At 62.3% G+C, this 12,142-nt stretch carries 9 protein-coding genes; 4 read left to right on the top strand and 5 right to left on the bottom strand.

Going from position 1 to position 12,142, the window contains the following annotated elements; all coding sequences use genetic code 11:
• Nucleotide 1: 1 nt before the first annotated feature.
• Together HMPREF3101_RS03340 and HMPREF3101_RS03335 are read right to left on the bottom strand one after the other, a co-directional pair.
• Nucleotides 2-2,152 carry a transglycosylase domain-containing protein gene (locus HMPREF3101_RS03340; protein WP_246816633.1) on the bottom strand — a complete coding sequence of 717 codons (2,151 nt, stop codon included), beginning with the start codon at nt 2,150-2,152 and terminating at the stop codon, nt 2-4.
• Nucleotides 2,153-2,163: 11 nt separating this feature from the next.
• A complete protein-coding gene (locus tag HMPREF3101_RS03335) occupies nt 2,164-2,556 on the bottom strand; it encodes a DUF5318 family protein (RefSeq protein ID WP_070462551.1) in 393 nt (130 codons plus the stop codon).
• Nucleotides 2,557-2,582: 26 nt separating this feature from the next.
• Here HMPREF3101_RS03335 and HMPREF3101_RS03330 point away from each other — a divergent pair, with 26 nt between their 5' ends.
• Genes HMPREF3101_RS03330 through HMPREF3101_RS03320 form a run of 3 tightly spaced genes read left to right on the top strand, consistent with a single transcriptional unit; the run spans nt 2,583 to nt 4,538 of the window.
• Complete coding sequence (locus tag HMPREF3101_RS03330; protein WP_070462549.1) at nt 2,583-3,071, top strand: MarR family winged helix-turn-helix transcriptional regulator; 489 nt, start codon at nt 2,583-2,585, stop codon at nt 3,069-3,071.
• Between the two features lie 6 nt (nt 3,072-3,077).
• Complete coding sequence (locus tag HMPREF3101_RS03325) at nt 3,078-4,046, top strand: universal stress protein (RefSeq protein ID WP_070462547.1); 969 nt, start codon at nt 3,078-3,080, stop codon at nt 4,044-4,046.
• Nucleotides 4,047-4,055: 9 nt separating this feature from the next.
• Nucleotides 4,056-4,538, top strand: a complete 483-nt coding sequence (locus HMPREF3101_RS03320) for a hypothetical protein (protein ID WP_070462592.1) — start codon at nt 4,056-4,058, stop codon at nt 4,536-4,538.
• Here the strand turns inward: HMPREF3101_RS03320 and HMPREF3101_RS03315 are convergent.
• The 3 genes from HMPREF3101_RS03315 to HMPREF3101_RS03305 form a co-directional block, all read right to left on the bottom strand.
• Nucleotides 4,501-7,650, bottom strand: coding sequence for a choice-of-anchor M domain-containing protein (locus tag HMPREF3101_RS03315; protein WP_070462545.1), 3,150 nt, complete (start codon nt 7,648-7,650; stop codon nt 4,501-4,503). The two genes, HMPREF3101_RS03320 and HMPREF3101_RS03315, sit on opposite strands and share 38 nt — an antisense overlap.
• Nucleotides 7,651-7,905: 255 nt before the next feature.
• The gene (locus HMPREF3101_RS03310; protein WP_070462543.1) at nt 7,906-8,802 is read right to left on the bottom strand and encodes an oxygen-dependent tRNA uridine(34) hydroxylase TrhO; all 897 of its coding nucleotides are present in this window, start codon (nt 8,800-8,802) and stop codon (nt 7,906-7,908) included.
• A gap of 72 nt (nt 8,803-8,874) precedes the next feature.
• Nucleotides 8,875-10,368 (bottom strand): DUF1846 domain-containing protein, encoded by a 1,494-nt coding sequence (locus HMPREF3101_RS03305; RefSeq protein ID WP_070462541.1) that lies wholly within the window; start codon nt 10,366-10,368, stop codon nt 8,875-8,877.
• A gap of 37 nt (nt 10,369-10,405) precedes the next feature.
• Here HMPREF3101_RS03305 and HMPREF3101_RS03300 point away from each other — a divergent pair, with 37 nt between their 5' ends.
• Nucleotides 10,406-12,061: a bifunctional ADP-dependent NAD(P)H-hydrate dehydratase/NAD(P)H-hydrate epimerase gene (locus HMPREF3101_RS03300; RefSeq protein WP_070462590.1), complete on the top strand. Its 1,656-nt coding sequence runs from the start codon at nt 10,406-10,408 to the stop codon at nt 12,059-12,061.
• Nucleotides 12,062-12,142: the final 81 nt, after the last annotated feature.

The raw sequence follows: 12,142 nt of genomic DNA, 5'->3' as shown, positions 1-12,142 counted from the left end.
TTTATTGGAAAATGCTGTTGAGGTTGTCCAATGCGTCGCTAATCGCGTCGCCAATCGGCGGCGGTGGCGGCAGCGGGGCTGGGACCGGGGCCGGTGCCGGCGCGGGCTCAGGCGCAGGTGCCGCCGGGTCCTCCGTCGGCGCCTCGGCTGGTGCCGTGGTGGTTGGCGTGTAGTAGTAGCTCGCGTCACGGCCACCCAGGTTGGTGCCGCCGGAGTACGGCCTGACACCCCAGTAGACCGGGCTGGCGGTTGGGAAGGCCTCGAACTCTTCGTTCTGCAGCGCCTCATCCAGCACGCCCTTCCAGATCCTGGCTGGAGTGTTGGAGCCGAACATGTTGCCGCCCCACTCGTTGAAGATCGCGGTTGTGTTGTCCGCGGTACCAACCCACACGGCCACGGAAAGCTGCGGGGTGCCGCCGACCATCCAGGCGTCCTTATTCAACCCGGTGTTGCCCAGCTGGGCGGTGCCGGTCTTGGCTGCGGCGGGGCGTCCGCCAGCGAGGGTAGCGTTGGAGTAGCCGACGACAGACTGCATGGCGTCGATCGTGTTGTCCGCTACCTGCTGGGACACGCGGCGCTCGGCGTACTTCTGGTCCACCTCATAGAGCACCTCACCGTTGCCGTCCACAATCTTCTGCACGAAGTGGGCCGGGTGGTACACACCGCGCTCCAAAAGCGTGCCTACTGCCGACGCCATATCCAACACCCGCGACTGGTACTGACCCAGCACAATGCCTTCATACGGCTGGCCACCGTTTTCACGCAGCGTCACCGGGATACCTGGGATGGAACGGGCAACGCCCAGGGCGTGCGCCATATCGGCAGTGTCCTGCGTGGTGTTATCCAGGTCATCCTGGATGCGCAGGTACGCCGTGTTGGAAGAGGTACGCGTGGCTTCCTTGGCGGTAATCACGCCGCCGCCACCGCCGTCCCAGTTGGTCACCTGGATGCCGCCAGGCAGCATCACCGGGGAGGAGTCAAACGTATCCGTCAGCTTGATGCCCTGCTGTAGCGCAGAGGCAAGCGTGAAGATCTTGAACGTGGAGCCGGTCTGCAAACCGGCGTTGGCGTAGTCCCAACCGTTCGGCTCATCGCCGCCGTAGTACCCCACCACTGCGCCGGTGGCCGGGTCAACAGCAACCACGCCGGTACGTGCGTCTTCCTGCAGGTTAGCCAGGTTGTTGCGTGCAACGCGCTCCACAATCTCCTGCGTGGAGCTGTCAATGGTGGTGGTGATCTGGAGACCGCGGTTGGTCAAGTCCTCCTCCGTAATACCCAGGGACTCCAGCTCCGTGATCACCTGGTTTTTGATCAGACCGTTCGGGCCGGTGGCCTCGGTGTACGGGGAGTAGGACGCCGGGTCACGCGTCTCCGGGTACTGCGCCGCAGCGCGCTCCTCTGGCGTGATCGCACCGGTTTCCACCATGCCGTCCATGACGTAGTTCCAGCGCGCGTTCGCGCCATCCGGGTTAGTCCACGGGTCCAGCTGGGAAGGCAGCTGGATGGAGGCTGCCAGCACAGCGCCCTCTTCAAGGGTCAGCTCACTAGCTGGCTTGCTGAAGAACGCGTTGGCGGCGGCCTCAATGCCGTAGGCGTTGCGGCCAAAGTACACAGTGTTGAGGTACGCGTTGAGGATCTCCTCCTTGCTCCAGGAGTTGGTCATCTTCACGGAGTAAACCAGCTCACGGGCCTTGCGCTCGTAGGAGTGCTCATTGCCCACAATCGCGTTCTTCACGTACTGCTGGGTGATGGTGGAGCCACCGCCAGCGCCAACGTTGCCGGTGATCTGGCCGATCGCAGCACGGGCGAAGCCGGTGAAGGAGAAGCCGGAGTTTTCCCAGAAATCACGGTCTTCAGCTGCTAGGACGGCGTTTTGGACGTGCAGCGGCACGCTGTCAAGCGGGATCTGCACGCGGTTGCCGTCCGGCGGCACCACGCGGGCAAGCTCCGTTGCACCGTCGCTGAAATAGATGTTGGAGATCTGCGCTGTTTCAATCTCACCCGGCTCCGGGATGCGGGCCTCGGCGTATTTGATGCCAAACCACGTTGCCGGGACTGCAGCCAACAGCACAAGAAACAGCAGTAGCGCTAGGAGCCACTGGCCCCAGCGCGTCTTGGGTTTCTTCGCCTTCTTCTCCACGTTCTCTGCCACAAAATGACACACTACCTTGGCAGCTGCGCTGTAACCTCTTTGAGCAAGAAGTTCCACTTACAGGATTCGCAGACCTCTACAAGATGCACAGTAATTGGGCCTACTTCTTCCACAAGACGCGCGATCTCGGCCTCGTCCCTGGCGGTACCACTGCGCCGGCCCAGGTTTTCCCCGTAGACCCAGCGGACATAACGCAGAGCATCTTGCTTACAGACGGGACACGCCACCTGCGCCTCATGCCCATGGAAGCGTGCAGCTGTGAGGAGGAGGTGGTCGGCGTCTAGGTAGGCGTCGGCAAGCAACAGCCCCTGATGCAAATCTCGGAGCGTGGTGCGGCGCTGCCACTCGTGCGATAACTCGTTTGTGTAAACAATTTTGTTACGTGTACCATCGTCGGAAAACATTAGATATTTCACTCCTGGGAACCTCCATGTCCAACGAACGACCCGATGCGTTAGAGCTAGCCAGCCGCGTGCGTCCAGCCATGACAAAGCTCTACGTTAGCTACTTCCGCACCGCCGAGCACTCAGAGCTGACCGGCCCGCAGCTGTCCATTATGACCCGGATCGCCGAGCATGGACCGACCCGCATCAACCAACTTGCAGCGGCCGAGGGCGTGCGCATGCCAACCGCCTCCAACACCATCAACCAGCTGGAAAAACGCGGCCTGGTACAGCGCACCCGCGCGGCAGAAGACCGCCGCGGCGTCAGCGTCGGACTCACCGAGCTGGGCATCCAGGAACTCAAGCGCGTAGGTGAAGAGCGCACCCAGTTCCTCGCAGACATGATTAGCACGCTGGACGAGGACCACCTGAAGCTGATCGAGCAAGCCGCAGACGCCATCAACGCGCTGGCGGACACATATGCAGCGACATCAGCCAAACTGGACCAAACTGGACAAGGACCGCAGCTAAAGTAGTAACCGATGGTTGCTCGCTCATTTACCAAGGAACTTGCGGAACTCCCAGGTGACGGGAAGCCGCTGCGCATTGTCGTGGGGTGGGACGCGCAAAACACCGAAGCCATCGAATTCGCCGCATGGCTCGGCCGCTCACTTCCCGTAAAAGTAAAGGTGCTCTCCGCCGTCGATGGCACCTGGAAGAAGCCTTTAAGCGGTAAGAAATACAAGCGCTGGTTCCGCGACCGCGCGCAAGAGTTCGAGCTGCAAGCCAAGCGAGTGCTCAAAGCACACATTCCGCGCAGCCAGTGGGCGAAAGACTTCGCAGAACTTGCAGAGCGCACCGATGTCGCCGGGTCACTCTACAAATGTGCACGGGATTTCTCGGCGGACATGATTGTGCTGGGGTCGCGGGTGAAGACGTCGAAAAGCAGATTCAGGCCCTCCTCTACTGCCGACGAGCTCATGCACTCCTCCCCCGTCCCCCTCGGACTTGCGCCGCGCGGAGTGAAGCTATCGCGCAAAGGGATTACGCGCGTGACCTACGCGCTGATCGAATCCTCAAAGTCCGCACAGCCACGCGACGAAGGCCGCTTCTCCGGCCTGCCATACGCCACAACCCTTGCCTGCGTGTTGGGGGTGCCGCTGCGCATCATCGCGTTTTCACCCCAGGAGCAGACCGACGACCTATCCTTGGCTGCCGAGTGGAACGAATCCACCCTCGGGCTTTTGGATCGGGCGCGCGACCAGGCGTACGGCGTGGCGTCTGCAATGGGGCCCACCTGCGCCGATAACTTCGACGTCCACTCTTTCGTAGCCAGCGGCAAAGGGTGGAAACGCTCCATCGACTCCGTGAAATGGAAGAAAGGCGACCTGCTGTGCATGGGATCGCATCCTTCCGACCAGCTCAAACGCGTATTCGTCGGCTCGCGGGAAGGCGAGTTCATCCGGTTCGCGCCCGTGCCAGTGATCATCCACCCACGAGGAGTGAATTAACCCATGAGCATGGATAGGAACATGGATCACCCGGAAAATGACCTAAGCGGCGGCCAGGACCGTTTCTCTCGCGTGCGGCCGGAACCGCGCAGCTTCGATGAGTTGGCCGACGAGCCGGACCCGCTGGAAGTGGCGCGACGCAACAGCGCCTCCACCCGCCAAGCACTCTGGTACGCCCTGGCAACTGTGGGCATCACCCTCGGATTCGCGCTTGTGCTGGGCCTTGTTGGGCGTCTGGTCGGCGGCCCACTGTGTGTTTCTGGCGACGCCACCTGGCTCTGCAGCCAAAGCTGGCGCACCTGGTGGGCAGTGCTCACCTCCATCCCACCCGTTGCGATGCTGCTCGGCTGCGCCGTAATCATGGTGCGCAAACTCAACCGCTACGAACGCTGGATGCCATGGATGGGCGTGTTCTGGCTCCCGCTGGTGCCGTTCACCATGGTCTGGCTGATCATCACCGTTGGGATGCTGGCCAGGGATTTCGCCGGGTAGGTCGGGTAGGTCGGGTAGCAATCAGGGCTCCGCCGGCTATCAGGCACAGAACCGCGATCGCTACGGGGGCCATGGTGCTCGCGCCGGTTGAAGCGAGGCTGTCGCCTCTACTGGAGGCGTTGCTCACGGAACCGGACCCTCCGCCACTACCGCCACTGCTCACTGACGCTGCCTGCGTAGTGGTCGGCTTTGTCGTTGTGGGCCTTGTCGTTGTGTTCCGCGTAGTTGTGGTCCGCGCAGTTGTGCGTTTTGTAGTTGAGGACTGCGTGGAGGTCTTGGGGGTTGTTGCGGATGGAGTCGGTTGGGTCGAGCTCGGCTGCGACGGCGACGGCGACGGTGAAGGTGAAGGTGACGGCGCGGGAGAAGGCCCGGGCGCGGCGCTTGCGTCCCCAACCAGGTAAGTGATTGTGGACCACTCAGTAACGGGCCTGCCCTGCGGGTCAACCGCCCGCATGTCCATCGTGGACGTGCCAGGTTTGGTGAATACCCAGTCGGCGTGAATGTGGAAGGGACCCTCACTCACACCGCTGATGGTGTGTGTTCCGGTGGAGCTAGCAAGGGTTCGTTCCGGAACTCCGAGCGAGGGAATGTGCCCGGCCCACCATGCGCCGCCCTTCGGGGTGGAGCGTGGGCGGACTTCCACGTTGACGCCATCCGGGTACTGTTCGGCAACTCGGAACGTATCCCACCCGGGCCAAATGGCGTCGCGATCCTGCATGAGTGGGAGGTGATAAATGCTCGCGCCACGCTCAACGATGCCGGTAAAAGCCAGTGAGTCCGCGATAGTCTCGGTGGCTTTCACCTTCCGGTTCTCCTTCACACGCAGTGCGACGGTCTCAGGAACGTGATGTTGGTCGTCTTCGTTGATGAAGAAGTGGGGGGTGGCGTCGATAAGCTTGGGCCCAAAATCGATATGACCTGCGGTGATCTCCTTTATGATGTCCGGCTTAGCGCCGGGGGCAACGACAAAGCGCAGCACTTCCTGATGGGAGGGCGTGCCGCCTTTTTCTGCGACCCACACCCCGATCTCGTAGGTGCCCGGTTTTGTGAACGCCCACGAAACGTGCATGTGTTCTGGGCCTTCGGTGGTGTAAGCGCGGGTGGAATCGCTGCCAGCGAGGCGGGCTTGCGGGGAGGTTTGGTTGCCTCGGAACGCGATCCACTTGCCGCCGTCCGGTGCGCTAAGCGGAGTGAAGGTGAACGTGTAATCCTTCTTCGTTTGCGCGTATGCGTGCTCACTGCTCAAACCCGGCCAGACCACGCCTGAACGCTGGGTTTCCGGGAGGATGTAGGCGGTGGCGCCTTTCTCGGCAAAGCCTTCGATGGTCTCGGGCAGGGTCGTGCTCACCTGGGAAGGGACGGTGAAGTAGACGTCCTTGGGACGACGCCACACAGCACCGCGCTGGTGGAGGTTGGTTTCATCCTTGATGCGCAGGTGGAGCACGTCATTGTCGTAGTAGGGCGCAATGTCGACGTGCCCGGAGCTTAAGTTCAGGGGATCCGTGGGCGCAGGCTCAGTGGGCGCAGGCTGCGTGGGCTCCGTGGGCTCCGTGGGCGCAGGCTCAGTGGGCGCAGGCTCAGTCGGCTGCGAGGAAGGCGCCTCGCTCTCCTCACCACCGAGGCGCACTGTTGCTGCTGGGATCGGGGTGTATGCATCGGTGTGGGCAACGCTGACAAGGGCGGCGTCCGTGGCGTTGGAACGAGACTCCGGGATGATGCGGAGGAGGAGTTGGTAGTTGGGGCGTTGGCAGCCGTCGATAAGCTGCTTGCTCTTTCTACTGCCAGGGGCGGAGGTGAAGGCGACTTCGCAGTCGGCGATGGCATCGCGCGGCATGGTGTCGAGTGGGCCGTCGTCCATTCTGTAGAAGCCGCCGGTGACGCGCAGTGTTGTGCGGGGATCGGCGGGTTCGACGGTGATGTCGATGTTGCGCATGTCCTCGCCGTAGACCTCGGAGGTACTCACGGTGACTTCGGGGCTGGTGAGGGTTAGTGGGTTGGTGTCAAAGTCCGGGATGGGGTCCATGTGTGACAACGGAAGCGCTTCCGCACTGTCCCTGGTTGCGGTTTTAGCGTCGCCGGTGCTAAAGCTCAGCGGTGCAGATACCCAGCGTGGGGTGGTTGAGGAGGCGCTTGGGATGTAGACGGCTTGGAGTTCGGAGGTGTCGCCGCCGAGCATCTCATCCCACGTGGCCGTGCCGCCGGTGACTTCGCGCTCGGCGAGGTAGAAGCCGTTGATGAAGAACTGGACGTGGCCGGTGTCGGTGGCATTGCCGGTGTCAAAGGTCAGTGTGCTCAACACGCCTTGCTGCGCGCCTTTGGTCGTGGCGGTAGAGGGCGCAATGCTGAACGTGGGGCGGCCGTTACCGGTACTTGGCGCGGCGTTGTACGCGGCCACGATGTCTGTGATCGTGCGCTGCGCGGGATCGGTACCGCCTACCTGCCAGGTCAGCGTTTGCGGCGCGGAGTGGAGAAAAGAGCCGTCTTTCTTGCGGGCGGTTCCGCGGTAGGTCACTTCGTAGAGGCCGGGACGAGTAAACGTTGTGGAGTTGTGGGTGTGGGTGCCGGCATTGACCCAGGTTGAGCGGAATCCCGGATCGTGGGAGGACCACAGGCGTGTCAGCGGATAGGTCTCATCGCTGTAGTTGAACAGCTCCATCTTGCCCGGTCCGGAAAAGCCAACGATTTCCATGTTGAAGGACTCCGCCCGGAATTGATTTGTGGGCAGATCTGCAGCCGCGCCGAAGCCGGCCCAGATGGGCATAGTGTTTTTGGGAAAACCGTGGGCGGGTCCGCCGAAGTACATGAGGTGGCCCGGTTCGACTCCGAGGAAGTCAAAGCGGGGGTCATCGGGGACTTTCCACGCGTAGGCACCAAGCCCGCCGTCGGTGCGTCCGCGGCTGACCCAGTTGACGGTGTTTTCAATGGGAATGAGCCCGGCACTGTTGGACATGAGCCGGAAGTTGCCGTCTTCCCACACCGCGTGGGGCGAATCTACGTGCGTTTGGGTGCGCACTACTTTGCCGTCGGTGGTTGCGGACTCGGCGAGTGCCAGGGGCGCACCGATGAACAAGAAGGTCAGGATGACGGCAAGCGCCGGGAAACGTGTGCGCAACGAGGGACCCTTCCGCTATTAATGAAAATGACTTTCATTTACCTTAATGAGGTACCCACGGAAGGGCAATAGCAGGGGCTACCTTTGCCAAATTCGACGTGGCACTAAGGGAAAGCGGAAAGAATTCAGAGCGGCACCCCGAATCCTGAATTTGTTTCCCAAAATCGGGCAAAGAATTCAGTATCCCCAGGTCGCTGAACACCCCTAACGGAAAGAATTCAGGATTTCCCCCAAGGTACTGAATTATTTCTGAATTCATTCCCCGGACACTGACGCCCCCACGCACTCCCCACACACCGGATTGCCCTCACGGCACGCCGCGCACGACAGGTACTGGTGGCGACACTCGGGCTCGTTGGCGCAGTTGTAAAAGTCATTGGTGGCCTCACCGCAGTGCACGCAATGGCCAAGCTGCACAAAGTTCGGGTCCCCCGGCGCGCCGAACTCTGTGTGCATGCGCTTGTCAAAGACGTACAGTGAGCCTTCCCAAAGGCCCTGGTTGCCGTACTTTTCGCCGTAGCGGACAATGCCGCCGTCGATTTGGTAGACCTCTTCAAACCCGCGGTTTTTCATCAGCGGCGTCAGCACTTCGCAGCGGATGCCGCCGGTGCAATACGCGATGACAGGCTTGTCCTTCATCCAGTCGTACTTACCGCTTTCCAGCTCCCGGATGAAGTCATGGGTGGTCTCCACATCGGGCACAACGGCGTTTTTAAACTTGCCGATCTCTGCCTCCCGGGCGTTACGGCCGTCGAAGAACACCACGTCCGGGTTGTTCGCCACCAGCTCATTGACCTGCTCAGGCGTGAGGTGCGTACCGCCGCCGACCACACCCTTGTCATCCACCTGCAGCTCATCGGGTGCACCGAACGCCACGATCTCTTCGCGCGCCTTGACGCTGAGCTTGGGGAAGTCCGCGGCGGAGCCTTCGGACCACTTGAACTCGATACCGCGGAAGTACTCCTTGGTCTTGCGGGCGTAGGCCTTGCACGCGTCAATGTCACCGCCGACGGTGCCGTTGATGCCATGCCTGGAAATGAGGATCCTGCCGGTTAGCCCGAGGCCTTCGCACAGGTCACGCTGCCAGAGGCGTACCGCCTCAGGGTCAGCAATCGGCTGGAACTTGTAGTACAGCAGGATCTTTCCGGTCATGCCCAAAAGTCTAGGCCAGAGGTACAGGCTGGTACCTAACCCAGCACCTAACCCAGCGACCTAACCCAGCACCTAACGCTTGTGGTAAAGCGCCTTCTTCCAGTACTGCGGTTCAGAAGTCACAAGCACTCCGAGGGAGCGGAAGATGCCTTCGTCGACGGAGCCGAGGATGGTGGTGGTGTGGGCGTCGCAACCCTGCAGGTACTTCAGGTGTTCCAGGGCGGCGGCCGCCTGCGGGTCCGTGGACGCAGACACAGACAGCGCGATCAGCACCTCATCAGTGTGCAGGCGGGGGTTGACGGAGCCTAGGTGGCGCGTTTTCAAGGACTGGATTGGCTCAATCGCCTCAGGCGCAAGCAGGTGGACATCATCCGGAATCCCGGCCAAGGATTTCAAGGCGTTGAGCAGCACCGCAGCCGACGGCCCCAAAAGGTCCGAGGTCTTACCGGTGACAATCTCACCGCTCGGCAGCTCAAACGCCGCACCCGGACTTCCGGTCGTCGCAGCAACCTCAAGCGCCGGCCCCACCACCACACGATCCGCCGTGGTCACGTTCGCCTTGCGCATCACGTTGAGTACGCGGTCGGAGACGGTGGAGTCTGCATCGTTGCGTCGTTCAGCAACCAGCGCCTGGTAGTAACGGCGAATAATCTCCTGCTCAGAAGCGTGACGGCACGCGGCGTCATCGCTCATGCACATCCCGGCCATATTCACACCCATGTCCGTGGGCGACTTGTACGGCTCCGTGCCCGTCGCCTCTTGAAGCAGCGTGCGCAACAGTGGGAAGACCTCAATGTCACGGTTGTAGCTCGTGGCCTGCTTGCCGTACGCGTCCAGGTGGTACTGGTCAATCACGTTGACGTCATCCAAGTCCGCCGTGGCTGCCTCGTAGGCCAAGTTCACCGGGTGCGACAACGGCAGGTTCCAGATCGGGAACGTCTCAAACTTGGCGTAACCAGCGTTAATGCCACGCTTGTGCTCGTGGTAGACCTGGCTCAAACACGTCGCCAGCTTGCCGGAGCCCGGGCCCGGCGCGGTCATCACAATCAGATCCCGCGAGGTCTCCACGTATTCATTGCGGCCAAAGCCTGCATCGCTGACCACGACGGCGGTGTCATTCGGGTAGCCACTGATAGTGAAGTGCCGCGACACCTTCAAACCAAGGCGCTCCAGGCGCGCAATGAACGCCTCCACGTGTTGGTTATGGCCCTCCAGCTGCGTCACCACGACATTTTCGGCGAGGAAGCCGCGGTTACGGAAGACGTCGATAAGCCGAAGCACCTCATCCTCATAGGTGATCCCCAGGTCGGCGCGGACCTTTTGGCGCACAACATCGCCCGCATTGAAGCAGACGACAATCTCCACCTCATCTTTGATGCGGTCCAACATGGCAATCTTGTTATCCGGGGTAAACCCAGGCAGGACACGTGATGCATGGTGGTCATCAAATAGCTTGCCGCCCATTTCCAGGTAGAGCTTCCCGCCAATTTCTTCTCTGCGGGCACTGATGTGCTCCGACTGCAGCTGGATGTACTTCTCGCGGTCAAAACCCACTGTGTACGGCATGCGCGCAATCCTACCGCTCCAACTACGCTTACACCGCATGGAGCACTTCACCTGGACAGTTGCGCAAATCCTTGAGGCGGAGCGTCGGCTGCGCACTCACACCGAGGACCCGGAGGCGATGATGCGTACCGCAGCTTCTGCGGTGGCGCAGGCTGCGGCAGTGATGCTCGAACCGGAAGCGTCGGTGCTCATCCTCGCAGGTCCAGGCGGTAACGGTGGCGATGGGCTCTATGCCGGCGCGACGCTTGCCGCCAGCGGCCACCCGGTGGAGGCGCTACTGACCGCAGGCCGCGCACACCAGCCGGCACTTGATGCTTTTGTCGCCGCCGGCGGCAAGCTCATCCAAGAGCTAGATAGGCCCTGGGAGTACAGCCTGCTTATCGACGCCATCACCGGGCTTTCCGCCCGCCCCAGCCTCGACGAGTCCCTGCGCTCAATTGTGGAAGACGTAGCCGAGCTGCCCACGCTTGCCGTGGACCTGCCGTCTGGCTTGGAGGCGGACACCGGTTTGGCGGGTGCGCTGCACATCACCGCGGACGTCACCCTCACTTTCGGTGGTTGGCGCCGCGCCCACGTTCTCAACCCGGCCTGCGGCACCCAACTGCTTGCCGATTTTCGTCTTGGCCAGCACAGCCTTGCCCTGGAGCTTGAGGCGATGTCCGAGGACGGCGAACTCGGCGACACCATGATGCTGTTCGCTTCCCGCGCCGTTTCGCACAAGTCCTGGCCTACGGCGTTTCCGGACGAGTTCGCCGTGCTGGAGCCCTTCGACGTCGCGCCCGTAACACCCGGGCCCTCTTCGGATAAGTACACCGGCGGGGTGGTCGGCGTTGTCGCAGGTAGCGCGGCATACCCGGGAGCGGCGGTGTTGAGCTGCCTCGGCGCCGTCAACGCCACTCCAGGCATGGTCCGCTACGTGGGCACACAGGCCACCGAGGTGGTGCGCGCGCTGCCGGAAGTCGTCGCCGTCGAGCGCCTGGAGGACTGCGGCCGCGTCCAAGCCTGGGTCTTCGGCCCCGGCAGCACCTCCGAAGCCGACTTGCGCTGGCTGTTGGCCAGTCCGGAGCCTTTGCTTATCGACGCCACCGGCACCACCCTCCTCTCCTCCTCCCCCACCCTCCGCGACTTGCTCGTTTCGCGCTCCGCCCCGACAGTGCTCACGCCCCACGACGGCGAGTTTGCCCGCCTCTTCGACGCCGTCTTCCCTGGCGGTTCTGCTGCTGGTGCTTCTGGTGCCAGCGCCGGTGCTTCGCGGCTTGAGCAAACTCTCGCGCTGGCCAAGGCGCTGCGCTGCACGGTTGTGCGCAAGGGTCGCGTCACGATCATCGCGGACCACACCGCCGCAGGCACCGACGGCTGGGATTACGCGTACGCGGTAGATGCCGGCCACTCTTGGGCAGCCACGCCGGGCTCCGGCGATGTGCTCAGCGGCCTGATGGGCGCGCGTCTCGCCCTCGCCGCGGCTGAGGCTGCAGCAGAAGCTGGGGCTGAGGCTGGGGCTGGGCCTGCAGCCAAGCTTCCCGCCGACGAGCTTCCCGCCGATGAGCTTCCCGCCGATGAGGTCGCCGCTCAGTCCGTGGTCGTCCACGCGCTCGCCGCAAGCCTTGCCGCCGCCACGCCTTTTGGGGACGCGACCGCCCCGGCGAGCCGCATTGCAAACTTTGTGCGCGACGCCACCGCCTGGCTCACCTAGCTACGGTTAGGGGAGCACTGCTAGCAGGCAGCGTGGTTCATGATGGTCTACTAGCACACAACACGAAAACGGTGCTGTGTC

The sequence above is a fragment of the Corynebacterium sp. HMSC29G08 genome (assembly GCF_001806875.1).
Classification (GTDB): Bacteria; Actinomycetota; Actinomycetes; order Mycobacteriales; family Mycobacteriaceae; genus Corynebacterium.
The sequence above is the reverse complement of the archived record's forward strand: the minus strand, read 5'-3'. Positions and strand labels throughout refer to the sequence as shown.